This is a genomic window from Humibacter antri (assembly GCF_054777235.1).
In genome coordinates, this window is record NZ_BAAHAW010000040.1 from 12,832 (window position 1) to 37,955 (window position 25,124).

Here is a 25,124-nt window from a genome sequence, read left to right on the forward strand (position 1 = left end):
GTGCTCTCCTCGTTGTCGTGGATGGTCATTGTGCTGGGTAATCCTGCTCGTACGGAACAAGCTTTCCGTTGGCGTAGACGCGCACGGACAGTGTCGGGTTGGCGGCGACGGACGTGCAGGAGTTCGCCGACGGCGGTACAGGGATGCCGTCGCAAAGGATGGCGACGGAGCCGTACGGCGGTGCCGTCGGCGCACCGGTCCAGCTGAACGTGCGCGTGGCGGACGCGTACGCGTAGCCGGCCAGAGTGGCGTCGACCGCCATGCCTGCACCGACGGCGGACGACCATCCGCTGGTCAGCACCGCCCCGTTCGGGTACGACACCACGACCTGAACTGTCACGTTCATGGCCACCCCGTACTGGGCGGGCTGGATGAGGCTGCCGGGGCTCAGCACCTGATAGCTGCTGCCGCCGTCGAGGCGCACCCGGTACGACACGGTTGCACCGCCGGATGCCTGGGGCGTCGGCGAGGCGCCATTGAAGGTGGGCCAGAAGTGGCCGGACTGGCCCTTTGCGGGGTCGGCGGCCGACACCGAGACACTCGTCGGGGTCTGCGGCGGTGCCGGCGGTGTGGCGGAGACGGCCGGCGACGTCGTGGACCCGACACCGTTCGTCGCGGTCACCGTCACAGTGCTGGTCTGGCCGGTGGGCAGCCTGCAGTCGACCGAGGTCGGGCCGACCGGCGTGACGGTCGGGCACGATACCGAGTACCCCGTGATCGACGAGCCGTTGGCATCGACGATCCCCTGCCAGCTGACCGTGACCGTGCCGTTGGCGTCGTTCTGGGCGGTGACACCCGGAGATCCGGTCCAGATCGGCGCTCCGGCCGGCACCACGGTGACCGGACCGGCCGTGTTCCAGATCGGCTGCGCCCCGTAGAAGTCGTTCATCGACGACACCGTGACCTGCACCTGCTGACCGTTCGTCAGCCCGCTGACCCGCAATGAGGTCGTTCCCGCCGGGACGGTTCGCACGATGGTCCCGACGCTCACGCGGTACGCAGTGACCGCACTCGCTCCCCCGCCGGGCGGCGGCGCGTTCCACGAGACGAGCGCAGAGCCGTCACCGGGCGTCGCCGTCAGCCCGGTCGGCGCAGCGGGCACCACGTTCGACCAGACGAGGTCGGGGTAGGCGACGGCATCCGACGTGCCCATCGCGTTCGTCGCGGTCACCTGCACCTGTACGGCGTTCTGCGGCCCGTTCCCGGGAGTCTGCACCGTGCAGGTGGTGGCATTGCAGTTGGTCGACCCGACGACGCCACCGCCTTCGACGAGCGCGACCGTGTAGCCGGTGATGGGCGCGTTGTTGGCGGCGCCGGCGTCCCACGCGACGGTGATCTGCTGGTCGCCGACTCCGATGATGCGCATGTTCGACACCGGATCCGGGCGGTCCTGAACCGAGATCGTGACCGTGCCCCAGGTGTATCTGGCGGGGTCTCGCGTGGCATCAGCGACCTCGTACTGCAGTGTGGTGTCCACCGGCTGGGCGTTGGAGGCGACCGACACCGTGAGCCGAGCCCTGTCCGCGCTCGGAGTCACCTGAACACCCTGTGGCAGGGTGCCGTCGGATGCCCCGCGCACGGCGACGACGGTCAGCGGCGTGGAGGGGAACGGGTTGGTCGCCTGGTCGTTGGCGAGCACGTCGACGCTCGTCGTCGTGCCACGTCTGACGGTCACCTGGTCGGGCTGCGGAACGGCGAGCGGCCTCGTCGACGGCACCACGGTGATGTCGATCCGCCCGGCCCGGCCGTCGTTCACCGCGTCGCGCACGCCGACGATGATGCTCAGCTGCGTGCCCTTCGGCGTCGTATCGGAGACCCGCACGGTCAGCTGCTGACCCTGCAACGAGACGGATGCCCCGTCTGGCTTGGGATCCACGACGCGATACTGCAGCTCCGCCTGGTCCTTCGCGTACGGGTACCTGGTGAGCTTGGTCAGATCGAGCGTCTTCTGCTGGCCGGGCTCGAACTCCACCTGCGCCCCGGTGAACGTCGGCGGCTGGTTGTTGCGTGCCGTGACCGTGATCGGCAGCGTGAGCGTGGCGATGTGACCCTTCGGATCGCTCGCCGACGACCCGTCGGTCACCTCGAACGAGATGGAGGCAGGCCCGAAGTACCTGGCGGCACTGGTGAAGACCAGTGTGTGGTTGTCGCGCACCAGGTTGTCTGAATCAGCGTGCGTCGCGTGCACGTGCGAGGCATCCGTGATCCTGATGTGCTTGCCGCCTGCGGCGACCACATAGTCGTTCAGATCGATGACGAGCGCCTTCTCGCTCGGCACCGTCAGTTTGGGCGCTCCCGACTTCAGCTGCGGAAGCGCGTCCTCGTACCCGGGTACCCGGATGAAACCGTACGACGCCACTCTCGCATCGTCGGGATGCGCGACCTTGAACGGAATGATCTGCGACTTCGCCTGGATGCGCACCCGCACGTGACCACCCGGGGTCACCTGCGCGGAGTCGCCGAAGCCGGGCACGATGGACAGCTTCAGGCTGGAGACCGGCCCGTCGGCGAAGAACACGTTCGCGAGCGGGTTCACGGTGATCTGCGAGCGTCCGAGGATGTCGCTGAGCCCGACCACGGTGTCCTGTACGACGGGACGCGCCAGAGGAGCGTCTTTGCTCACGACGACCGTGAGGAAGTTGGAACTGGATCCGCCGGTGTCGTTCTGCACCATGTAGATGAATCCGTATCGCCCTTCCTTCTGCGGGGCGCGAACCTTCACGATCTTGCCGGAGATCTCGGCCTTGGCGATCCCGCTCGACGTGCGCTGCACGGAGACGATGTGCAGCGGGCTGCCGTCAGGATCGGAGTCGTTCGCGAGCACCTGCACCGAGACGGTGCGCCCCGGCCGAACGGTCACCTGATCCTCTACGGCGACCGGATTCCTGGCCGCGCCGTCCTGCGGGGCGATGCCCACCCGCACCGTGCCGTCGGCGTGCGCGCCCAGGGCATCCACGAGCGTGTAGTCGAACGTGTCGGTGCCGGCCGCATAGTCGCCTGCCTGGTAGTCGATCCAGTCAGGGCCGACCGCCGTCACCGATCCCTTCTGAGGATTCGTCGAGGCTCCGACGAGCTTGACCGAGTCGCCGTCGGGGTCCACGCCGTTCAACGGGATCGGGATGCGCACCGTGTTGCCCGCCAACACGCGGGCCGTCACGGTCTGCGGGATCGGCGGACGATTCGACTGCAGGTCGATCTCGCGCACGGCGATGCTGACCTGGGCCGTCGCCCATTGGCCGTCCGCGTCGTCGACACGGTACACGGCGGTGTAATTGCCCGGCTTGTCCGGAGCCAGGTACCGCAACTCGTTGCCCGAGGCGAAGAGCAGCCCGGCTCCCTTCGGCAGCGGTGTGGGCAGCACGGGGTCGAGCGTGAGGTCGTCGCCGTCGGCCTGCGAGTCGTTGTCGAGCACCGGGATGTCGATGGCGTCGCCCACTCGCACCGCCACGGTGTCGGGGTTGGCCACCGGTGGCTGCCGCACGGCGGGCCGCGGTATCTCGATGACGCGCACCGTGCCCTGAGCCTGCGCCGTTCCGTTGCTCACCGTGTAGTCGAACGCGACAGGGCCCTCCAGCGGGCGGGTCAGCGTGACCCGGAGGATGCGCTGCTCGAGCACTTCGACGCGAACTCCCTGCGCGGTGGCCGGCGACTGGGCACCCGTGATCAGGAGAACGCCGCCTGCCGGGTCGAAGTCGGTTGCGAGCACATCCACCTCCTGCGAGCTCTGCTGCTCGATGAAGGCGGTGTGCGGAACGGTGACCGGGGTGTCGCCCGCGTCTTGCGGCATGGTGACCACCACACGCACCTCGCCCGTGGCGGTCGTGGAGCCATCGGTCACCGTGTACTCGACGTAGTGGCTGCCTGCTGAGTCGGAGGTGAACCCGAACGTGCCCGCATCGAAGTTCGGGCTCAGCGTCACATCGGGCTTGTCGGGTACGGATGCCAGCCGCACCGGCCCCACACCGCCGCGAACGTGGGCGAGCGGCGAGATCGTGATCTCGTCTCCGGCCACGGCGGTCGCGATGAACGGCTCCGCGATGATCGGAACATCGGTCGGCGGTCGCACCGTCACCGTGAGAGAGCCGTGCGCTTCGGCTCGGCCGTCCGACATGGTGAGCGCGACGGATTGCACGCTGCCGCCCTTTCCCGCATCAGTGAACGTGACGGTGCCCTGTGGCGTGAATGTCACGGTGTTCGGCGAGGCGGTGGAGGCGGATGTGAGGTAGAACGGGTCGCCGTCCGGGTCGTACCAGTCGCCGAGCACCTGGGTCGAGACCCTTCCCCCGGCGGCGACTGTCGCTTTCGTGGCGCGCACCTGCACGGGCGGCGAGTTCTCGTTCGGCAGCCGCACCGTCACGGTCACATGGGCGTTCGCCTGGCCACCGCGGCCGTCGCTGATGGTGTAGTCGAAGTCGACCTGCCCGTGAGCGTCGGCGGGGAGTGTGATCTGCAGTTCCTGGTCGTTGCTCGTACGCTGCACCACCGCTGTCGTCCTGGGAAGCGGACTGACGGAGTCGATGGCGAGCACGGCGCAATTCGGGTCGTAGTCGTTGAGGAGCACCGGCAGGATGGTCGTCGTACCGGGCCGTGCGCCGAAATGGTCGTCCACCGCGACCGGCGGAGCCTGCACCTTGTCGCAGGTCGGCGGCTTGTCTTCCGTGTTCTCTTCGGTCTGGTGCGTCTGATCGTTCTGCTTGGCGAAGTCCGCCCAATTGTCGATGACGCTGTTGCCGTGCTGAACCGACCACGAGGTTCCGTGCACCGTGTCGTTGAGCACGACGGTGTCGCCGTTCACCCTGAAGGCGAGTTCGGCGCCAGGGCGCACCTGGGCGAGGCTGCCGGAGCGTCCGGCTTCGCCGCCGGTGCAGGAGCGCCACGTCTGGCCGGTGTCCCAGGCAGCGTAGAGGCATCCGTTCACCCACACGGGCGCGGCGGCCGTGCCGAATCCGCCCTGTGCAGCACGACGCACTTCGCCGCTGCCGGGCACCAGATAGACGCCGGAGTCCGAGGCGATCGTGACGTCGACATCCGCATCCGATGCCTGCGCAAGCACCCCCTGGTCGCCCACCACTGCCGGCAGTGTTCTCGAGCCGTCCGCCGTGCGCAGAACACGCGCCGAATCGTCGTACAGCGCCCAGCCCCCTCCCACCGACGTGAGCTGTACGTCGGCTGCGGACTGGTGCTTCGTGAGCGGGCCGATACGCCACGTCTGGACGACGCTGTCGCCGGTCGCCGCGTCGATCCGGTAGACGGTTCCGGCCTGTTGCGAGTAGGCGAAAAGCGTGCCATCGGGTGTGAGCGACGTGATGACCCGGCTGCCGAGGTCGAGCGTCGGAGTGGATGCCGACGTGTAGGACTGCAGATCGGTCAAAGGCACCAGCCAGATGCGCCCCGTCGCCAGCGACTGGATGACGGCGCGCGAGCCAGCGATGCCGACCTGGGCATCCTTGGGGGGAAGCGCGACGGCCTTGCCCGCCGTGACGGTCGCCGGGTCCACCTTCGAGACCGTGTTCGTGCTGCGGTCGACGAGCAGCACCGACGTGCCGCGCTGCGCGACGTCGACCGACTCGTCGCTCGCCGTGACCGCCGAGTTCAACGCGTTCACCTGCGTGTTCGCGCGCCCGAGCAGCTGCTTGGAGGTGTTCGTGACCCATACGGCAGCGTCGCCGAGCACCATCCGCTGCTGCACGAACCCGCCGGAGACGATGGCGATGGTCGCCACGAGGGAGATCACGACGACGCCGACGGCGACCGTCAGCGCGGTCGCCCGGCGACGCGCGGCGAAAGCGAGAAGTCGGCGGCCCAAGAGGTGCGCCGTGGTGCGGTGCTCGCCTGCGAGCCTGCCGGTCATGGGGAGCCCAACGGGTCGACGCACTTGGCCGCACTGGTGTCACCCGTTCGGCCCGAGCGGTTCACGGTCACGGTGAGGCACACCCGCCGGCCGGTGGAGTCGACGGTGAAGGTGGTGCTGCGCTGCAGGCTCGAAGACGCCCCATCAACGCTCACCTGATATTCGTCTCCGGGCGCGAGACCCGGATCCTGCCAGCTGAACTCGACGGACCCGCCCACCACTTTGCCGTCGATGTTGCGCACGACGGGGATGTCACTGGGCGTCGCGGTGCGCACGAGAACGAACGAGAGCGTGCCGATGAAGGCGCCGCCGAGCACGATGCACGCGACGATCAACCACCTCGCTCCCGCGCCCATGCGCGTCGGGCGCGCGGTCGAAGCGCTGGTCTCACGCGCCCCGCTGCGCTCGCCGGTGTGCGGATCGCCCTCACGACGTCGCCTGCGACGTTGCTCCGGCGACACCGATGCAACGCCCTTCACCCTGGTTCGGTCGTCATCGTCCATGACCGCGGCTGCGACCCATTCGTCTGTGGCGACGTCGGCGGGCGTCGGCGAATACCCGAGCTCCGCCTCGACGGACTGCAGATCGCGGATGAACTCGAGAACGCTGTGCTGACGCGACGCGGGCCGTTTCGACATCGAACGGCGCAGCACCGCCTCCAGCCGTTCCGGAACGTCTCTGCGCCCGATCGGCTCCGGCTTGGCTCGCTGGATGCGCGAGACCAGCTGAGCCGATGAGTTGTCGGTTCCAGGCACCTCGAACGGCGACCGTCCGGCGATGAGCGAGTAGACCGTGGCGCCCAGCGCCCAGACCTCGCTGGCGACCGTGCCCGTGGTCTCGTCGGTCAGCACCTCGGGAGCGGACCAGGGCACGGAGAGTCCGACGGCATCCGTCAGCTCGGCGTCCCCGATCGTCGCCGCGATGCCGAAGTCGGACAGCACCGGATGCCCGTACGCCGTCGTGAGGATGTTCGACGGCTTCACGTCACGGTGCAGCACACCGGCACGATGCGCGGTCTCGACCGCACCGGCGATCTTGATGCCGATGGCGAGCGCCTCCGGCACGCCGAGGGGGTCGGCTCGGTAGCGCCGGCCCAGCACGGGAGAGCACAGCTCCATGACGAGGTAAGGACGACCGTCGGATGCCACGCTCGCCTGATACACGGTCAGCACCGCCGGGTGCGCGCTCAGCTGGGCCATGAGGTTGGCCTCCGCCTGGAACATGGCACGCACGCTGGGCGTGACCACCTCGGCAAGCAGCACCTTCACTGCCACCTGCCTGCGCGGCATGTTCTGCTCGTAGAGGAAGACGTCGGCGAAGCCGCCGGATCCGAGCGCACGAACGTACGAGAAACCCGGCAGGTTGGGCGGGGCGGAGGGCAGCCTGGTGGCCATGCGCGCCTCCCGTCGTCTCGGTCGTCATCGTCCCCGGCCGGGGAAACGTGCACCATTGTAGGCGGCCCACGACGGCCTCGGCCGAGCACTCGACGGACGTCTCGTTCTTACTTCGTATCGCCCCGCTCAGCGTCGTCTTGCGCTGCGTCTGGGGGACGGGAGTGGCGCGTCGGGTGTGCCGAGCACGTCGACCACGACGACGGTGACGTTGTCGCGACCGCCGTTGCCGAGGGCGGCGTCCATCAGCTGCCCTGCCGCGTCGAGGGGGCTGGTGCCCACCGTGAGGAAGTGCCGGATGCCGTGCTCGGTCAGTTCTTTGGTAAGGCCGTCGGAGCAGGCGAGCAGCCTCGTTCCGGCCGCCACCGGAACAAGGCTGAAGTCGGGAACCGGGTCCTCGTTGAACCCGACCGCCCGGGTGATCACGTTCGAGTGCGGGTGCACCTCCGCTTCCGACGGCGTGATCGCGCCTGCGTCGAGCAATTCCTGCACGATCGAGTGGTCGACGGTGAGCTGCCGGAGCTCGCCGTCCTCCAGCTCGTACACCCGGGAGTCGCCGATGTTGAAGACGAGCCAGCTGGGTTCGCCCTCGGCCAGGGTGAGTGCGAAGCCGGTGACCGTCGTTCCCGTGCCGAGTTCGGTCTGGCCCGCGCCCTTCTCCATGTCGGCGACCGCGGCCCGCAACGAGGAGTCGATGGCGCGCTCGTCTACATACGGCGCGGAGACCCGCTCAGACAGCCTGTTCACAACCGCCGCACTGGCCACGTCGCCCGCGCTGTGGCCGCCCATCCCGTCGGCCACGGCGAAGATCGGTGATTTGGCGATGAGGCTGTCCTCGTTCACCGCCCGTCGGTAGCCCTTGTCTGTCAGGGCCGCCCAGGTCAGCGTGATCCGCGCATCCTTGCCGGGAACGGAGATGTGGTGTCGCCTACTGCTGCGCCCGATCTGGGTCACGCGAGCATCCTCTCGGGTGGGTGTGCATGGCGATCGGGTCCGGGTCGCCGTTTCGGGCCATGCCCCACCTCGAACGCATCCCAGCGTTCGCGCGTCGACGAATCACGAGATCAAGCCTACGGGGGTGATGTCGATGATAGCCCCGTCGCCGATCTCGACCGCGGCGTGGCCGGGCACCGCGAACGATTCACCCGGACGCAGCCTACGGGCTCGTCGGCCGTCGACGCTCACGCGGGTGCCGTTCCTGGATTTCAGATCCGTCACGACCACGACGCTTCCGGCTCGTTCGATCCGCACATGCGAAGCAGAGATCTCCTGCCCTGGTGACAGCACGGTCACCAGCAGCGGATCGATGCCGGAACGACGGGTCGAAGCCGGCCGGCGGCCGAACACGATGGGGCGCTCGAGTGGAATCCCCTCCTGCCCGCGGATTCCCACCAGCACCTGCCCGCCCTCGCGGCCGCTCTCCGTCGGCGGCAGTCCCGTCGGCGGCGACACCGTCGACGGCAACCCTGTCAGCGGCAACCCTGTCGGCGGCAACCCCGTCGACGGGAGTGGTGTCGGAGGGGACCGGAAGAGGGAGGCGCGCTCCACGGTGCGCTCGTCCGGTTCGTTCCGCGCGTCGGGTGCGCCCAGCGAATCCGACCGGGTCCACCCCTCGGGCGCCTGCTCTCCCAGCGGCGAGGCACGATGAATCACGTCGCGCCGAGCAACGGTCTCCTCATCGAACCCGGGTGGCGCGGAGACCGGCGGTCGACGCACGGTGTCCTCGTCGAGCGCAGCAGGCGGCCTCGTGTAGCGCGCACAGTCACCCCCGCCATCCTCGTGCCCTTCGTCGACCGGCTGCTCCGGCGGAGCGGCCGACCACAGCACGGATCCCGCGTTGGCGGTTCCGAGCCCGATCGGCAACGCGCCTCGCGCCAGTCGCGCCACGCTGTCGAATCGTCGGGCCGGGCCGCCGAGCTCCACGGCGACGACGTCGCGAAACGTCGCGATGAGCCACGGCTGCATGCCCGACGACGAGAATCGCCGCGCACCGCCGATGGAATACACGTCGACCACCGCCCGGCCTCGGCCGACGGCGGTGACCTGCCAGCCGTCGACGCCGTCGCCGTCGAAATGCACGAGCGCGAACGAGTCGACACCGTTCTCGCCGACCGGGATGGCCGAGACCACTTGTTCCAACTCCGTCTCGACGGATCCAGCCAGTGCCGCGAGCGACGGGATGCCACGCTCGCCGGGCGCGGCCTCGATGAGAGCCACGAACGACTCGCCGACGACCACGATCCAGTCATCCTCTGGCGCACGAGGAGCCGTCGCGTGCACGAATCCACGATGCCGTCCGAACGACTGCCCCTGCGCCACGTGTGCCCTCCCCTGCCCGGTACGCTGCTTCGTCTCATTCTGGCGTCTCCGTGTCGGCGAATGCCCACTCCGGAAGCGCGCCGGAGTCGAGCATCTTCTCCACGAGGCGGGCGAACGGGTACCCCGGATCCGCTTCGAGGGCCGCGTGCACGTACTCGCCGGCGACCGACCCCCTGCCGAGCGCCCAGTTCAGCCAGGCGAGCGATGCGAGGCAAGCACCGCGCTCGGTCACCGGCAACCGAGCGGCGACCTGGCGGAGGAGTTCGATGCCGCCACGTGCTCCCGGCACACTCGGCCGCGGCATGTCGCCGAGTCCGACGAGCGCCCCCGCGATCTCCTCGTCCGCCGTGACGGCGCCGCTGCGGAAGCGCTCTTGGAAACGCAACGCGCGTCGACCGGTCGCCCGCCCCCACAACCAGGTGAAGAGCACGACATCCCTGCTCCAGGGTTCGCCGAGCACCCTGGCAGCGAGCGCGGCCGAGGCAGGGCCGATGGCGGACGCCGTCCACCCTGCGCTGAACTCGGCGAACCAGACCGGGTCGGGCATCCGCTTCTCGACCCGAAGCGCAGCGAGAGCGGACTCGGTGCGCTGCATCTCCCCGGGATCCACCACCGGCAGCGTCGCCTCGCGCGCAGGCGGATCGTGCACGGGCAGACAGTCCGGGTCGAGACGCCGCAGACGCCATACGGCGTCGAGTTCCTCCCTGTGACGTGCGGTCTCTCCGTCGTGACCCCAGCCGTCGGCCGCGACGAACAGAGCGTCGCGCACCGTCAGCCCGGCACAGAGGGCTGCGGAGCGTAGCTGCGCGAACAGTTCAGGGTGCGGTGTTCCCGCGGAGCACGAGTCGTCGGTGAAGACGATCGGCACGACGGCGTCCGCCCCGCGCACGCGGCTCGCCATTGCGACCACCGTGGTCGCGTACTCGACGAGCGCCCTCCGCTCCGGCGCATGCCCGCGTGCGGCAGACGCCGCCCCGGCAGGCAGATCCACCCGCAACGTTCCGCTGGTCGTCGAGCCGCGCATCGTGATCAGCACGAGGCTGCGTTCGGGTTCGAAGCCGACGAGCTCGGGAACATGGGAGAGAAGGCCAAGAGAATCGGCGACGACGATGCGTTCGGGCATGTCGACCAGCGTCGCGTGCGCTGGATGCCCGTGGCGGCGACCACGGGCATCCGTTCACTCGGGCGCTTTCCGGCTCCTTGTGGAGGGAAAGTGCGAACTCAGACCTCGTCGGTGACGGCTCCGGCGAACTGCGCGTTGTACAGCGAGTAGTAGGCGCCGCCGGATGCCAGCAATTGCGCATGCGTGCCCTGCTCGACGATCCGGCCGGCCTCCATCACGAGGATGAGGTCGGCATCGCGGATCGTGGAGAGCCGGTGCGCGATGACGAAACTCGTGCGGCCCTGCCGAAGTGCGCTCATGGCCTTCTGCACGAGAAGCTCGGTGCGCGTATCGACGGAGCTCGTCGCCTCGTCGAGTATGAGCACGCTCGGCCGTGCCAGGAACGCCCGCGCGATGGTCAGCAGCTGTTTCTCGCCGGCTGAGATGTTGTCGGCATCGTCGTTGAGGACGGTGTCGTAGCCGTCAGGCAGGGAGCGCACGAAACGGTCGACGTAACTGGCTCGCGCAGCCTCCACGATCTCTTCCTCGGTCGCATCCGGCCGACCATAGGCGATATTGTCGCGGATCGTCCCGGCGAACAGCCACGTGTCCTGCAAGACCATTCCGATGCGGCTGCGCAGCTGACGACGGGTGAGCGACGTGACATCCGTGCCGTCCAGCGTGATCCGTCCCGAGTCCACTTCGTAGAACCGCATGATGAGGTTCACCAGAGTGGTCTTGCCTGCACCGGTGGGGCCGACGATGGCAACGGTCTGCCCAGGCTCCGCCTCGAGGGACAGGTCGTCGATGAGGGGCTTGTCGTGGACGTACCGGAACGACACACCCTCGAATTCGAGGCGCCCCTTCGTCTCGTCCACGGCGGCGGGGGCATCCGGGTCCGGCGACTGTTCGTCGGCGTCGAGCAGCTCGAACACCCGCTCGGAGGAGGCAACGCCCGACTGCAGCAGATTGGCCATCGACCCGAGCTGCGCCAGCGGCTGCGTGAACTGGCGCGAGTACTGGATGAACGCCTGCACGTCGCCGATCTGAATGACGCCAGCCGCCACCTGCAGACCGCCGACCACGGCGATCCCCACGTACACGAGGTTTCCCACGAACTGCATCGACGGCATGATGATGCCCGACACGAACTGAGCCCCGAAGCTCGCCAGGTACAGCTCCTCGTTCTTCGCCTCGAACCGCTTGTTCACCTCGCGCTGGCGACCGAACACCTTCACGATGGCGTGACCGGTGTACGTCTCCTCGACCTGTGCGTTCAGCTCACCGGTGTGGCGCCACTGCGCGACGAACATCTTCTGCGAGCGCTTCGCGATCACCATCGTGATGAGCAGTGTGAGCGGGATCGAGACCAGTGCGATCGCGGCCAGCAGCGGCGAGATCACGAACATGATCACGAGCACGCCGACGACCGTGAGCACCGAGGTGACGACCTGGCTCATCGTCTGCTGCAGGCCCTGCTGCACGTTGTCGATGTCGTTGGTGACGCGGCTGAGCAGCTCACCGCGAGGCATCGAGTCGAAGTACTTCAGCGGCAACCGGTGGATCTTCTCCTCCACGTCCCTGCGCAGCCGATACACCGTGCGCATCGTGACGCCGTTCAGGATGTACGCCTGCAGCCAGCTGAACACTGACGCGAACACGTAGAGCGCGAGCACGATCATCAACACGTGCGACAGCGCGGTGAAGTCGATCCCCTGCCCCGGAGTCAGGTGCATGCCGCTAAGCATGTCCGCCAGCTGCCCCTGCCCGTTCCTGCGCATGCCCTCCAGCACCTGTGCCTGGCTCACGCCGGCCGGCAGGCTCTTGGAGACGAATCCGGCGACGATGATGTTCGTGCCCTCGCCGAGCAGCTTCGGGCCGAGCACGCTGAACGTCACGCTGGCCACCGCCAAGAGCACGACGACCACGATCCAGATCATCTCCGGCCGCAACCGTCCGAGCAGTCGCTTCGCGCTCGGGCCGAAGTTCAGCGCCTTCTCGGCGGGCATGCTCGCTCCGCCGAACGGCCCGCCGCCGCCCGGCCCCCTGCGCCTGGTGGGCCGGGGTGCGCGTTCGGAAGTCTTCGTCTCGCTCATGCCGCTTCCTCCGCCGTCAGCTGCGACGACACGATCTCCGAATACGTCTCGGATGTCTGCAGCAGTTGTTCGTGCGTTCCGGCTCCCACGATCCTTCCGTTCTCGAGCACCAGGATCTGGTCCGCATCGGTGATCGTCGAGACACGCTGGGCGACGATCACGAACGTGGCGCCTCTCTCCTTGTCGCGCAGGGCTCGCCTCAGACGGGCATCCGTTGCCAGGTCGAGTGCCGAGAACGAGTCGTCGAACACGTAGACCTCGGCTCGCTTGACGAGCGCCCTGGCGATAGCGAGCCGCTGCCGCTGCCCGCCGGAGACGTTCGTGCCGCCCTGCGCGATCTCGGCCTCGAGGCCGCCTTCCATCTCCTGCACGAAATCCTTCGCCTGGGCTATTTCCAGCGCGCGCCAGAGCTCGTCGTCGCCGGCATCAGGCTTTCCGTAGCGGAGGTTGGACGCGACGGTGCCCGAGAACAGGTACGGCTTCTGCGGCACGAGGCCGATGCGCGCCCACAGCACGTCGGGGTCGAGTTCGGCGACGTCGGCGCCGTCGATCAGCACGGAGCCGCTCGTGGCGTCGAAGAGCCGCGGCAGCAGGTTGATCAGCGTCGTCTTGCCGGAACCGGTCGAGCCGATGATGGCCACGGTCTGCCCGCGCTCGATGCGCACGTTGATGTCACTGAGCACCGGGTCCTCCGCGCCCGGGTAGGCGAAGCCCACCTCGAACAACTCGACAGTGCCCTGCTCGCGCAGCTGCGTGATCGGATGCTCCGATGCCTTCACGCTCGACTCGGTGTCCAGCACCTCGCCGATGCGCTCGGCGCACACGGCGGCACGGGGCACCATCACGAACATGAACGTCGCCATCATGACGCCCATCAGAATCTGCATCAGGTAGCTCAGGAACGCGGTCAGCGTGCCCACCTGAAGCGAACCGTCGTCGATGCGGAACGCGCCGAACCAGATCACGGCGACGCTGGAGAGGTTCAGCACGAGCATCACGGTCGGAAACATCAATGCCATCAGGCGGCCGGCCCTCAGCGCCGTCTCGGTGACCTCGTCGTTCGCGGTCTTGAAACGGTCGCGCTCGATGTCTTCGCGCACGAACGCCCGCACGACACGGATGCCCGACAGCTGTTCGCGCAGCACCCGGTTCACCTGATCGATGCGCTTCTGCATCCTGCGGAACTGCGGCACCATGCGCGAGATGATCAGCACAACGCAGACCAGCAGGATGGGCACGCTGACCGCGATGAGCCAGGACATCCCGAAGTCCTGCTGGATCGCCAGGACGATGCCTCCGATACAGAGGATCGGCGCCGAGACGAGCAGTGTGCACGTCATGAGCACGAGCATCTGCACCTGCTGCACGTCGTTCGTGTTGCGAGTGATCAGCGATGGTGCACCGAACTTCGTGACCTCGCGCTCCGAGAAGTCGCCGACGTGGGAGAAGAGTGCCCCGCGCAGATCCCGTCCGAGTCGCATGGACGCCTTGGCGGCGAAGTACACCGCCACGATGTTGCAGATCACCTGTCCCAGGGTGACGAGCAGCATGAACGCGCCGTTGGCCATGATGTAGCCGGTGTCACCCTTGAGGACACCTTTGTCGATGAGGTCGGCGTTGAGCGTCGGCAGGTAGAGCGACGCGAACGACGCCAGCAGCTGGAACACCACGACGGCAGCGAGGAGGGACCAATGCGGCCGCAGGTACCGCACGAGCAATCGCATCAACATGACGGGGTCCTTTCCAGTGTTTGTGCGGCTTCGATGCTCGCGGCGCGGTCGCCCCGAGCATCTTCGTGCGCCAGCGCACCTGCCTCCGCCAGTACGTGTGTCGCGCGCTTGCGAGCGGCATCCTCATCGCCGGCCGCCATGTCGCCGGCGATGCCGTAGACGACGAGCCGGGTCAGCGTGTCGTCGTCGAACGACGTCTCGACCGTGAATCCGGGGATCGACATCGCGAACGCGACGAGACGCAGGAACGGAGCGACATGCTCGGCGGGAACGTTCAGGCGATCGAGTTCGGGCTCGACGAGCCGTGCGACGATCGGCGCGTATTCCCACCTCTGACCGGGCTTCGGATGTTTGACGTGCGGCGGCTCCGATCCCGTGTAGCCGATCGCCGACATGATGCTGATCACTCCGTGGAATCGCTGCCGCAGCACGCCGAGGATGCGGGAGATCTTGACCTCCAGCGGCAGGTTCGGATCGATCTCGGCGAGACTCTCCCGCACCGGTGCGGGGTCGAGGTAGGCATCGGCCGCTTCACGAAGAAGCGTCTCCTTGTCGCCGAACACACGGAAGATGGTGCCCTCGGCGACACCCGCGGCCTCGGCGATCTGGCGCGAGGTCAGCGCCGCGCCGTGCTCGATCATGGCGGGGATCACCGCTGCGATGATCGCCGCCTTGCGCTCCTCCGGCGGCAGCGGACTGGCTCGGTTCGGGATCTTCGGCACTCGGCGATGCTAACTGAGTGCGCGCTCACTCCGCAACAGTTCGCAGGTCGCGGATCACTCCGGTGTCACTACCGAATACGCGCCATTCCGTCGGCGCCGGGCGACACCCGCCATTCCGTCGGCGCTGCACCCATCGGCACGGGCCACTGTCTGGCGGCGAATGCCGATCCCGTGCAGCACGAGCGGGCCGGCTCAGGATGCCGTCAGCACCGTGAACTCGCGGGAGTACGCGGGCGATCCCGCGCTCTCGCGCCAGGTGACGCGGATACGCGGCGGCGGCCCTCCGCGGGCCGCCAAGACGCGGAACTGCAGCACGTCGTCACGGTCGACCTCTCGCGGGATCACCTCGTCGGGCCGCACGAACTTCGGCGGAACCGTCACGTCGGACAACAGTGCGTCGCGTGCCTTCGCCAGGCCCGTGTTGCGCAGGGCCCAAGTCGAATTGCGTACGCGCTCCAGGCGCCACGACACCTGCACCACCCGCTCCGTCGATCCCCCGCCACCCGCAAGGTCGTGGTCTTCCGCACGCTGCACGGTCGCGCGGCCCGGTGCCTGTTCGTGAGAAGACGCGGCGGCGGGCTGAGCACCATCGACCCCGGTACCCGAATGGATGGTCGATTGGATGCGCGCCGCCTCCGCCTCGGCATGCTCCGCCTTGTCCGACGCCGCTTCCGCCTCCCGGCGGCTGGCCGCTGCGGCCGCCTGTGCCGAGGCCGCGGCCTGCGCGGCGCGACCCGCCTGTTGCGCCGCATTCGCCGCATCCTGCCGGCCCTGAGCCACTCTCGTCTCGAGCTGCTCGAGCCCGGCAACGGCGGCCTGGGCATTCGTCTCTGCGCGAGCGGCACCGGATGCGGCGGCCGCCGCTCGCTCCTCCGCCGTTCGCGCCCGCACCAGGGCGACCACCGCGAATGCGATCGCTACGAGCGCGACGACGAGAGAGATGACATCCAGGAGTACCACGGAGGAATTCTAGGTCTCCCCCTCCCCAGGCATCCGAATCGGCGATGCACCCACCTCGAGCCGTCACACTCACCGCTTGTCGGATGCCGTGCGTACCGTCGAGTCATGGACGCATACCTGCTTCGCATACCAAGCCCGATCGGCAGGCTCGAGCTCCTCTCGGACGGTTCCGCCATCACGTCGCTGACGATCGAATGCGACGGCATCCTGCCGCGTGACCATCTTCCCGACCGGGCGAACGACGTGCTCGAAACGGCGCGCGACCAGCTCGAGGAATACTTCGCCGACCGGCGCCGAGTCTTCGACATCCCACTGGCGCCGGAGGGCACGTCGTTCCAACGAGCCGTGTGGGCTCGGCTGCGCGATATCGGCTGGGGCGAGCACTCCACCTATGGCGAACTCGGCATGGCGGTGGGCAAGCCGACGGCCGGCCGCGCCGTCGGCGGGGCAATAGGCTCGAACCCCATACCTCTCTTCATCGGATGCCACCGCGTGCTCGGTGCAGACGGACGTGTCACCGGATACAGCGGTGGCCAGGGCATCCCGACGAAGCTCTGGCTCCTCGAACACGAAGGGATCATCCTCGCCGCATGAGCGACATGGAAGAAGCCGCGATCGGCGGTGCAGCGTCGGAACCGACCGAGACGACGAGGGGAACGGCACGGGTGCGGCGCGGAGACCTGCTCGTGGGCGACGACGACGTCACGCGGTGCGCGTGGGTGGGCGACGACCTCGAATATCAGCGCTACCACGACGAGGAGTGGGGCACGCCGTTACGCGACGACCGCGCCCTGTTCGAGAAGATCTGCCTGGAGGGATTCCAAGCCGGGCTCTCCTGGCGCACCATCCTGTTGCGCAGGCCCGCCTTCCGGGAGGCATTCCACGGGTTCGACGTGCAGCGGGTCGCCGCCATGACAGCGGGCGACGTCGAACGGCTGCTGCAGAACGCAGCGATAATCCGCCACCGCGGCAAGATCGAGGCGACCATCGAGAACGCCCGTGCGACAGCTGCTCTTCAGCAGCCGTTGAGCGAACTCATCTGGTCTTTCGCGCCGACGGGGTCTCGAGATCGGGTCCCCGAATCGATGAGCGCCGTCCCTGCGGTCACGCCGGAGTCCACTGAGCTGAGCCGGCGGCTGCGCGAGCTCGGGTTCCGGTTCGTCGGACCGACCACGATGTACGCGCTCATGCAGTCGGCCGGTCTCGTCGACGACCACTTGGCCGGATGCTGGCGAGCAGCCACCGCGGGGGCGGTGACGACGTAGCCGCACAGGGGTACAGGGCGCAGGAGTTGGCGTGCACAGGCGACGCCGTCGCGGCAGAGAGGCGAAGAGGTTGGCGACACGAGTCGCAGACAGCCGGCACGAGATGACCTGCATAGGCCGGGCCGGCGGAGATCCGATGGTCCTTACGGTGTGCCTCGTGGTGACCGGTATCGCACTTGCCCGACCGCAGGCGATCAGAAACCCGGTCATCGCACCGTGAACGACCACTCTGGCGCACGGAGGGGACGCGCGCCGACCTCATTCGCCGACCCGACGGTATTGCGTTCGCCCGCGTAATCAAGAGGCGGTGAGGCCGCTGCGAGCGCCCTGATTGTCACCTTGTCGTCCCAATGGGCGTCGCCGCAAGTGAACGTGCCGACCCCCGCTGGCACCTAGTCGATCCTAACTCAGTCGGCGACCAGCAGGACCTCACGATTGGCTGCGGATTCCATGCGGAACCCGGCCGAACGGGCCCACCCGACAAATCCGTGCACGGAGCGCACGCGCGGCCGATCGAGCGCGAAGGCGCGCACGAGCATCCCTTTCGCATGCTTGTTGAAGTGGTTCAACGCTCGACGCGCACCATCGGGTCCTTCTGTGACGATCCGCACGAAGGCCGTGTCGTCGCGGTCCCCCACCGGGCCGAGCGCTACGTATCCCTCCGAGCGCAGGTCGATGATCGGACCTCCGACTCGGGCGAGCGTTGCCGTGACCGAGGGCGCCCACAGGGCGCGAAGACGCATGCCCGGCAGTCGCGACGTAGCGGACATCCGATAGTCGGGGATGCGGTCGAGCGCTCCGATGGGGCCGAACACGGCAGAGTGAATGGCCACGGTGCGGCCGAGGTGACGGCGCGCCTCCTGCGGCATCTCAGCAGCATTCAGCGCGTCGTAGAGCACGCCGGTGTAGCGGTCGATCGCCGACAGTACGGGCGTCTCGAAAAGAGCCGCGTTCGTGTCGAGCTCGTCGACCAGCGTGCGAGGTATGCCGAGCGCCTTGGCAGCGTGCCCCCGATCGCCGCTCGAGGCGAGGTGCACGAGCGCCCTCGCGGTCTGCTCCCGTTCGCGGAGCAGCTCAGGGAACCGCAAGCCCGCCAGCTCGAGCCGAGACCTGCCTCGACCGCCGGCTCGCTTGGATTCGGACGGCGGCAGCAGGATCAGCACGAGGTGCGCGGCTGTATTGCAGGCACACGGAGTCCGTTCTCGGCACGAGAGCCATCGCCGCTTGCTGCGCGGAGGAGTCCCTCGCTCACGGCGCGAGGAAGCGGATGGCGGCCTCGACGTTCTGCCCGAGGGAGTTCACCGTGTCAAGCGTGATGCGCGGCAATTCGGCGCACTCGCCCTTCCACGGCTGATAGTCCTCGAGGCTCTGCTCGACGGCCCGCCACGACGGTTCCTCGAAGTGCGGCAGATTGCGCACCCGCTTCTCCAACCGTGTCCGGTGCAGGTCGGGATCGGAGCACTCCACCTCGATCACTCGCAGCCGCACATCGGCCCGCAGGGCGAGATCGCGCCACTGCAGTCGCGCCGGTTCAACGGCGTTCACGGCATCGACGATAACGCTGTGCCCCGACATCAGCACCTGCTCGGCAAGGGTCTCGGCAACGAGGTACGCGGCGAGCCCGGTCGGCTGGTCCGCGTCGATGCCGGCATGCAAGATGGCGGACTCGATCGGATCGACGGAGACGATGGTCGCGCTCAAGCGCGCACTGACCACCTCGGCGATCGTCGACTTGCCCGCGCCGGGCAGGCCGGCCATCACCACCAGCGCCGGAACCCGGATGTCCCCGAACTGTCGGTCGACCGTATCCGATGCCACTTCGGCCCCTCCCCGCCTTGCGTGTTACCCGATCCGGGTCACCGCATCCGTACTACCGGTCTGCGCCGTCCATCCGTGTCGCCTGATCCCCGACGCTCACCCCGGAACAGAACGCGCTGCCGCGATCTCCAGCTCAGACCAGTTCTGCCTTGCCTGCGAGCACCGTCAGCTCATTGTTCTCGAACGACACGAAGCCATCCGCCGCACTGGCGACGAGGCGCTCCCCACCGGGAAGTGTAATGCGAACCTCGCCCTCGGCGAGCGTTCCGAGCAGCGGCGTGTGGCCGGGGAGGATTCCCACCTCCCCGACCGTGGTTCGCGCGACGACCATCGATGCATCGCCCGACCAGATCTCCCGATCAGCCGAGACGACGCTGACCTTGATGATCGCCATGGTCAGCCGTTCTCCTTCTGGATCTTCGCCCACTTCTCCTCGACGTCGGAAATCGGTCCGACGTTGAAGAACGCCTGCTCGGCGACGTGGTCGAAGTCGCCGCGGCAGATCGCGTCGAACGACTCGATGGTCTCCTTCAGCGGTACCGTGGAACCCTCGACGCCGGTGAACTTCTTCGCCATGTAGGTATTCTGCGACAGGAACTGCTGGATGCGACGGGCACGCGAGACCGTGACCTTGTCTTCCTCGCTGAGCTCGTCGACACCGAGGATCGCGATGATCTCCTGCAGTTCCTTGTTCTTCTGCAGGATCTGCTTCACCGTCGTGGCGACACGGTAGTGGTCCTCGCCCAGGTAGCGCGGGTCGAGGATGCGACTCGTCGAGGTGAGCGGGTCGACCGCGGGGTACAGGCCCTGTGACGCGATCTCGCGGGAGAGCTCCGTGGTGGCATCCAAGTGCGCGAACGTGGTGGCCGGGGCCGGGTCGGTGTAGTCGTCGGCCGGCACGTAGATCGCCTGCAACGAGGTGATGGAGTGGCCGCGCGTGGAGGTGATGCGCTCCTGCAGAACGCCCATCTCGTCGGCCAGGTTCGGCTGGTAGCCCACCGCGGACGGCATGCGCCCGAGCAGCGTCGACACCTCTGAGCCGGCCTGCGTGAAGCGGAAGATGTTGTCGATGAAGAGAAGCACGTCCTGCCTCTGCACATCACGGAAGTACTCCGCCATCGTCAGCGCGGAGAGCGCGACACGAAGACGCGTCCCCGGCGGCTCGTCCATCTGCCCGAAGACCAGCGCGGTCTTGTCGAAGACGCCGGCCTCCTCCATCTCGTGAATGAGGTCGTTGCCCTCACGAGTGCGCTCGCCGACACCGGCGAACACGGAGACACCACCGTGGTCCTGTGCCACGCGCTGGATCATCTCCTGGATGAGCACCGTCTTGCCGACACCGGCGCCGCCGAACAGGCCGATCTTGCCGCCCTGCACGTAGGGCGTGAGCAGGTCGATGACCTTGATGCCGGTCTCGAACATGCTGGTCTTCGACTCGAGCTGATCGAACGCCGGCGCCTTGCGGTGGATCCCCCAGCGCTCGGTGATCTCGATCTTCTCGCCCGGCTCCAGGTCAAGCACTTCGCCGGTCACGTTGAAGACATGTCCGAGGGTGACCTCGCCGACCGGCACCGAGATGGCGGCGCCCGTGTCGCGAACCTCCTGGCCGCGTACCAGCCCGTCCGTCGGCTTGAGCGCGATGGCCCGGATGAGGTCGTCACCGAGGTGCTGGGCGACCTCGAGTGTGATCTCGTGCGCCTCTTCCTCGTCGCCGGTGAAGTTGATCGTCGTCTTGAGCGCGTTGTAGATCTCGGGAATCGAGTCGTGCGGGAACTCGATGTCGACGACGGGGCCCGTGACCCGCGCGATGCGGCCGACGCCCGGCGTCGTCTCCGCTACCGCGGCCTCGTTCTCGGCGGTGGCTGTCGGTGTCATTTCTTTCTCTCTCTGTTTCGTCGTCAGACGTCTACTGGAGGCCAGTGCTACTGGGAAGCCAGTGCGTCGGCGCCACCGACGATCTCGGAGATCTGCTGAGTGATCTCCGACTGTCGTGCGTTGTTCGCCAGGCGCGTGTAGTTGGTGATGAGTTTGTCGGCGTTGTCGCTCGCCGCCTTCATGGCCTTCTGGGTGGCGGCGTGCTTCGCCGCCGCCGACTCCAGCAGCGCGTTGTAGAGCCGGCTGTGGATGTATGCGGGGAGCAGTGCGTCGAGCACGGTGTCGGCATCCGGCTCGAAGTCGTAGAGCGGGAGCATCGACTTGTCTTCGACCTCTTCGATGCCCTCGACGAGCTCGAGCGGGAGCAGGCGAACGACGCGGGGCGTCTGCACCAGCATGCTCACGAAGCGGTTGTAGACGATGTGGATCTCATCGACACCGCCCTCGTCGGTGTCGTTCGTGAACGCCTCGACCAGTTCATTGCCGATCTCAAGGGCGTTGTCGAAGGTCGGTGCGTCGGTGATGCCGACCCAGTCGCGCACGCTCGTGCGCTTGCGGAACGCGAAGAATCCGACCGCCTTGCGCCCGACGAGGTAGAACACGACCTCCTTGCCCTGCTCGGTGAGCAGAGATTCGAGTTCGAGCGCCTCTCGGATGACCTGTGAGTTGAACGCGCCGGCGAGGCCGCGGTCGGAGGAGAAGATCACGATCGCCGCGCGGCGCACGTTCTCGGCCTCGGTCGTGAGCAGGTGCTTCACGTTGGAGTGAGCGGCGACCGCCGCAACGGCGCGGGTGACCGCTCGCGTGTACGGCGTGGACTCGTGCACGCGAGCCTGCGCCTTGTAGATGCGGCTCGCCGAGATCAGCTCCATCGCGCGGGTGATCTTCTTCGTCGTCTGAGCAGAGCGGATGCGCTGCCGGTAGACCCGGAGTTGCGCTGCCATGGGACTCCTGTCTGGGTGTCAGCTCGTCGAAAGCGTCGCTCAGCGACGGCCCGTGACGATCTTCTCCTGGTCGATTTCCTCTTCTTCGATCGCCTCATAGCGCTCGCTGCCCGGCTCGATCAGCGAATGCCCGGCGCTCGTCTGGAACTCGAGCTTGAAGATGTCGATCTCGCGCTCTAGCGTGGCGACGGTCTCGTCGTCGAGCACGTTCGTGTCGCGAAGCGTGCCGAGAACGGTAGTGGTTCTGCGAAGGAAGTCGAGGAACTCGGACTCGAAGCGGAGGATGTCTTCCACCGGCACCTCGTCGAGCTTGCCGTTGGTGCCCGCCCAGATGGAGACCACCTGCTCTTCGACCGGGAACGGCGAGTACTGCGGCTGCTTGAGCAGCTCGGTCAAGCGGGCGCCGCGGTCGAGCTGCCGCCTGGATGCGGCGTCGAGGTCGGAGGCGAACATCGAGAACGCTTCGAGTGCGCGATATTGCGCGAGCTCGAGCTTCAGCGTTCCTGAGACCTTCTTGATCGACTTCACCTGGGCGTCACCGCCGACGCGGGACACGGAGATGCCGACGTCGACCGCGGGACGCTGGTTCGCGTTGAAGAGGTCGGACTGCAGGAAGATCTGCCCGTCGGTGATGGAGATCACGTTGGTCGGGATGTAGGCCGAGACGTCGTTCGCCTTCGTCTCGATGATCGGGAGTCCGGTCATCGAGCCGGCGCCGAGTTCGTCGGAGAGCTTCGCACAACGCTCGAGCAGACGCGAGTGCAGGTAGAAGACGTCGCCCGGGTAGGCCTCACGCCCCGGCGGGCGACGCAGCAGCAGCGACACGGCGCGGTACGCCTCTGCCTGCTTCGACAGGTCGTCGAAGATGATCAGCACGTGCTTGCCGTCGTACATCCAGTGCTGGCCGATGGCCGAGCCCGTGTACGGCGCGAGGTACTTGAAGCCGGCCGGGTCCGACGCGGGCGCCGCGACGATGGTCGTGTACTCCATGGCGCCGGCGTCTTCGAGCGCACCCTTCACACCGGCGATCGTCGAGCCCTTCTGGCCGATGGCGACGTAGATGCAGCGAACCTGCTTGGTGGGGTCGCCGGTCTCCCAGTTGGCCTTCTGGTTGATGATCGTGTCGATCGCGATCGCGGTCTTGCCGGTCTGGCGGTCGCCGATGATCAGCTGGCGCTGCCCGCGCCCGATCGGGATCATGGCGTCGATGGCCTTGATGCCGGTCTGCAGCGGCTCGTGCACGCTCTTGCGCTGCATGACACCCGGTGCCTGCAGCTCGAGCGCGCGGCGGCCCTCGGTCTGCACGGTTCCGAGCCCGTCGATCGGATTTCCCAGCGGATCGACGACGCGGCCGAGATAGCCGTCGCCGACCGCAACCGAGAGAACCTCTCCGGTGCGGGTGACCTCCTGGCCCTCCTCGATGCCGGCGAACTCGCCGAGCACGACCACGCCGATCTCGTTCTCGTCCAGGTTCAGTGCGAGGCCCAGCGTGCCGTCGCCGAAACGGAGCAACTCGTTCGCCATGGCGCCCGGAAGGCCCTCGACGTGCGCGATGCCGTCTGCGGCGTCGACCACGACGCCGACCTCGGTGATGGCCGTGGTGTCGGGCTGGTACCCGGTCACGAAGTCTTTGAGAGCGGCTCGGATCTCATCCGGGCTGATGCTGATTTCTGCCATTTCGTTTTCCTTGATGTGTGCGTCGTGCCGGGTCAGCCGGCCAATTTCAGTCGCAGGTCGGCGAGACGGTTCGCTACGCTGCCGTCGATCACCTCGTCGCCGATCTGCACCCGGAGGCCGCCGATGAGCCGGGGGTCGATCGTGATCGCGAAACGCGGAGTGCGTCCGTACCGCTCGGTCAGGGAGGAGCGCAGCCGGTCGAGCTGGGATTCGGTGGGCGGGGCTGCAGCGGTGATGGAGACGACCATGGCGCCCGCATCTTGCGCGACGATCCCCGCGATGTGCCCGATGACCTCGACGAGACGACGGCCGCGCTGAGTCTGAACCGCGTAGCTCACCAGCACCAGAGTGGCATCACTCGCCTTGCCGGACAGGAGTCGGTGAACGATCTCGACTCGCTGCGCGGCATCGCCGAGCTTGCTTCCCAGCGCGAGCTCCAGTTCGTCGTCGCTGTCGACAGCACGCGCGAACGCGAAGAGCTCGTCCTCGATGGTCCCGTCATCGCCGGATGCACGTGCAACGGCGCGGATGCCGACCTCTTCGATGCCGTCGACCAGTTGCACAGGGCTCGACCAGCGCGACTGTGCCATGCCGCTCAGAATGCGCAGTGCCGTGGCGTCGAAGGAACCGAAGATGCGGGTGACGAGCGCACCCTTATCGGCTGACTCGACAGACGGGTCCGCGAGCATCGCCTTCAGCTGCGCCGTGCCGTCGATCGTGCGGCCTCCGGCAAGCAATTGCTCACCCGTGCGCAGCGTCACCTCGGGCGCCTCGGCCAGTTCGGCCTTGGCGCGATCGAGGGCCTCGCGGGTCGCTGATCCCACTTACTCGCCTGCCTTCGACAGCTGATCCTGCTCCAGATCGGCGAGGAACCGATCGACGAGATCTTCGGAGCGCTTGTCGTCGGAGAGCACCTCGCCGACGATGCGGGATGCGAGGTCTACGGCGAGTGTGCCGACATCGGCGCGCAGCGACGCAAGTGCGCCAGCGCGCTCCGACTCGATCTGGGCCTGGGCGTTCGCCGTGATGCGCGCCGCCTCGGCAGAGGCGTTCTCCTTGAGCTCGGCCAGGATCGCGGCGCCCTCGACACGAGCCTGCTCGCGGATGCGCCCGGCCTCGGCACGGGCCTCGGCGAGTTGGGCGGTGTAGCGCTCGAGCACGGCGTTGGCCTCAGCCTGCATCTTCTCGGCTCGCTGGATGCCGCCGTCGATCGCGTCGCGTCGCTCATCGAGCAGCTTGTTGATCGCCGGCAGGCCCTTCACGATGAAGAAGACCAGGATGATGACGAAGACGATCGAGCCCCACAGGAGGTCGGGGATCGTCGGGATGAGCAGGCTCTGCTGACCCTCGGCGACGACGGCTGCGGAGAGCATG

The 25,124-nt window shown here is 67.6% G+C and carries 19 protein-coding genes; 2 read left to right on the plus strand and 17 right to left on the minus strand.

Annotation, left to right across the window (positions count from 1 at the left end):
- Positions 1-25: 25 nt before the first annotated feature.
- The 9 genes from ACYVDK_RS15230 to ACYVDK_RS15270 form a co-directional block, all read right to left on the minus strand.
- The gene (locus tag ACYVDK_RS15230; protein ID WP_460523252.1) at positions 26-5,851 is read right to left on the minus strand and encodes an Ig-like domain-containing protein; all 5,826 of its coding nucleotides are present in this window, start codon (positions 5,849-5,851) and stop codon (positions 26-28) included.
- Positions 5,848-7,245 carry a serine/threonine-protein kinase gene (locus ACYVDK_RS15235; protein ID WP_460523254.1) on the minus strand — a complete coding sequence of 466 codons (1,398 nt, stop codon included), beginning with the start codon at positions 7,243-7,245 and terminating at the stop codon, positions 5,848-5,850. The genes ACYVDK_RS15230 and ACYVDK_RS15235 overlap by 4 nt, the downstream gene beginning before the upstream one ends.
- A gap of 126 nt (positions 7,246-7,371) precedes the next feature.
- Positions 7,372-8,196: a PP2C family protein-serine/threonine phosphatase gene (locus tag ACYVDK_RS15240; protein ID WP_460523256.1), complete on the minus strand. Its 825-nt coding sequence runs from the start codon at positions 8,194-8,196 to the stop codon at positions 7,372-7,374.
- Positions 8,197-8,298: 102 nt separating this feature from the next.
- Positions 8,299-9,561: an FHA domain-containing protein gene (locus ACYVDK_RS15245; protein WP_460523258.1), complete on the minus strand. Its 1,263-nt coding sequence runs from the start codon at positions 9,559-9,561 to the stop codon at positions 8,299-8,301.
- Between the two features lie 34 nt (positions 9,562-9,595).
- The gene (locus ACYVDK_RS15250; protein WP_460523260.1) at positions 9,596-10,684 is read right to left on the minus strand and encodes a DUF4192 domain-containing protein; all 1,089 of its coding nucleotides are present in this window, start codon (positions 10,682-10,684) and stop codon (positions 9,596-9,598) included.
- Between the two features lie 98 nt (positions 10,685-10,782).
- Positions 10,783-12,759 carry an ABC transporter ATP-binding protein gene (locus ACYVDK_RS15255; protein ID WP_460523262.1) on the minus strand — a complete coding sequence of 659 codons (1,977 nt, stop codon included), beginning with the start codon at positions 12,757-12,759 and terminating at the stop codon, positions 10,783-10,785.
- Positions 12,756-14,489: an ABC transporter ATP-binding protein gene (locus ACYVDK_RS15260; RefSeq protein ID WP_460523264.1), complete on the minus strand. Its 1,734-nt coding sequence runs from the start codon at positions 14,487-14,489 to the stop codon at positions 12,756-12,758. The genes ACYVDK_RS15255 and ACYVDK_RS15260 overlap by 4 nt, the downstream gene beginning before the upstream one ends.
- Positions 14,483-15,211, minus strand: a complete 729-nt coding sequence (locus ACYVDK_RS15265; protein WP_460523266.1) for a TetR/AcrR family transcriptional regulator — start codon at positions 15,209-15,211, stop codon at positions 14,483-14,485. Before ACYVDK_RS15265 ends, ACYVDK_RS15260 begins: the two co-directional genes overlap by 7 nt.
- A 192-nt stretch (positions 15,212-15,403) precedes the next feature.
- Complete coding sequence (locus ACYVDK_RS15270; RefSeq protein WP_460523268.1) at positions 15,404-16,171, minus strand: hypothetical protein; 768 nt, start codon at positions 16,169-16,171, stop codon at positions 15,404-15,406.
- A gap of 105 nt (positions 16,172-16,276) precedes the next feature.
- Between ACYVDK_RS15270 and ACYVDK_RS15275 the strand changes: the two genes are divergently transcribed.
- Positions 16,277-16,765 (plus strand): methylated-DNA--[protein]-cysteine S-methyltransferase, encoded by a 489-nt coding sequence (locus ACYVDK_RS15275; RefSeq protein ID WP_460523270.1) that lies wholly within the window; start codon positions 16,277-16,279, stop codon positions 16,763-16,765.
- A 5-nt stretch (positions 16,766-16,770) separates the two neighbouring features.
- Entirely contained in the window at positions 16,771-17,436 is a 666-nt protein-coding gene (locus ACYVDK_RS15280) for a DNA-3-methyladenine glycosylase I (protein WP_460523332.1), read from the plus strand.
- A 407-nt stretch (positions 17,437-17,843) separates the two neighbouring features.
- Here ACYVDK_RS15280 and ACYVDK_RS15285 read toward each other — a convergent pair whose 3' ends face one another.
- The 8 genes from ACYVDK_RS15285 to ACYVDK_RS15320 all read right to left on the minus strand — a co-directional run bounded on the left by ACYVDK_RS15285 (position 17,844) and on the right by ACYVDK_RS15320 (position 25,123).
- Positions 17,844-18,599 (minus strand): YaaA family protein, encoded by a 756-nt coding sequence (locus tag ACYVDK_RS15285; RefSeq protein ID WP_460523272.1) that lies wholly within the window; start codon positions 18,597-18,599, stop codon positions 17,844-17,846.
- An 85-nt stretch (positions 18,600-18,684) separates the two neighbouring features.
- Positions 18,685-19,254: a P-loop nucleotide/nucleoside kinase family protein gene (locus ACYVDK_RS15290; protein WP_460523274.1), complete on the minus strand. Its 570-nt coding sequence runs from the start codon at positions 19,252-19,254 to the stop codon at positions 18,685-18,687.
- Positions 19,255-19,387: 133 nt separating this feature from the next.
- A complete protein-coding gene (locus ACYVDK_RS15295) occupies positions 19,388-19,648 on the minus strand; it encodes a F0F1 ATP synthase subunit epsilon (RefSeq protein WP_460523276.1) in 261 nt (86 codons plus the stop codon).
- A 2-nt stretch (positions 19,649-19,650) separates the two neighbouring features.
- Positions 19,651-21,129 (minus strand): F0F1 ATP synthase subunit beta, encoded by a 1,479-nt coding sequence (gene atpD, locus ACYVDK_RS15300; protein ID WP_460523278.1) that lies wholly within the window; start codon positions 21,127-21,129, stop codon positions 19,651-19,653.
- Between the two features lie 47 nt (positions 21,130-21,176).
- Positions 21,177-22,073, minus strand: coding sequence for a F0F1 ATP synthase subunit gamma (locus ACYVDK_RS15305; RefSeq protein WP_460523280.1), 897 nt, complete (start codon positions 22,071-22,073; stop codon positions 21,177-21,179).
- A 39-nt stretch (positions 22,074-22,112) separates the two neighbouring features.
- Positions 22,113-23,750 carry a F0F1 ATP synthase subunit alpha gene (gene atpA, locus ACYVDK_RS15310; RefSeq protein WP_460523282.1) on the minus strand — a complete coding sequence of 546 codons (1,638 nt, stop codon included), beginning with the start codon at positions 23,748-23,750 and terminating at the stop codon, positions 22,113-22,115.
- Between the two features lie 32 nt (positions 23,751-23,782).
- Positions 23,783-24,574, minus strand: a complete 792-nt coding sequence (locus ACYVDK_RS15315) for a F0F1 ATP synthase subunit delta (protein ID WP_460523284.1) — start codon at positions 24,572-24,574, stop codon at positions 23,783-23,785.
- Complete coding sequence (locus tag ACYVDK_RS15320) at positions 24,575-25,123, minus strand: F0F1 ATP synthase subunit B (RefSeq protein ID WP_460523286.1); 549 nt, start codon at positions 25,121-25,123, stop codon at positions 24,575-24,577.
- Position 25,124 lies beyond the last annotated feature (1 nt).

Excerpts from the sequence above, each read along its gene's own strand:
- ACYVDK_RS15230 (WP_460523252.1), bottom strand. The coding sequence starts at position 5,851 with ATGACCGGCAGGCTCGCAGGCGAGCACCGCACCACGGCGCACCTCTTG.
- ACYVDK_RS15235 (WP_460523254.1), bottom strand. The coding sequence starts at position 7,245 with ATGGCCACCAGGCTGCCCTCCGCCCCGCCCAACCTGCCGGGTTTCTCG.
- ACYVDK_RS15250 (WP_460523260.1), bottom strand. The coding sequence starts at position 10,684 with ATGCCCGAACGCATCGTCGTCGCCGATTCTCTTGGCCTTCTCTCCCAT.
- ACYVDK_RS15255 (WP_460523262.1), bottom strand. The coding sequence starts at position 12,759 with ATGAGCGAGACGAAGACTTCCGAACGCGCACCCCGGCCCACCAGGCGC.
- ACYVDK_RS15260 (WP_460523264.1), bottom strand. The coding sequence starts at position 14,489 with ATGTTGATGCGATTGCTCGTGCGGTACCTGCGGCCGCATTGGTCCCTC.
- ACYVDK_RS15275 (WP_460523270.1), top strand. The coding sequence starts at position 16,277 with ATGGACGCATACCTGCTTCGCATACCAAGCCCGATCGGCAGGCTCGAG.
- ACYVDK_RS15280 (WP_460523332.1), top strand. The coding sequence starts at position 16,771 with ATGGAAGAAGCCGCGATCGGCGGTGCAGCGTCGGAACCGACCGAGACG.
- ACYVDK_RS15295 (WP_460523276.1), bottom strand. The coding sequence starts at position 19,648 with ATGGCGATCATCAAGGTCAGCGTCGTCTCGGCTGATCGGGAGATCTGG.
- atpD (WP_460523278.1), bottom strand. The coding sequence starts at position 21,129 with ATGACACCGACAGCCACCGCCGAGAACGAGGCCGCGGTAGCGGAGACG.
- ACYVDK_RS15305 (WP_460523280.1), bottom strand. The coding sequence starts at position 22,073 with ATGGCAGCGCAACTCCGGGTCTACCGGCAGCGCATCCGCTCTGCTCAG.
- atpA (WP_460523282.1), bottom strand. The coding sequence starts at position 23,750 with ATGGCAGAAATCAGCATCAGCCCGGATGAGATCCGAGCCGCTCTCAAA.
- ACYVDK_RS15320 (WP_460523286.1), bottom strand. The coding sequence starts at position 25,123 with ATGCTCTCCGCAGCCGTCGTCGCCGAGGGTCAGCAGAGCCTGCTCATC.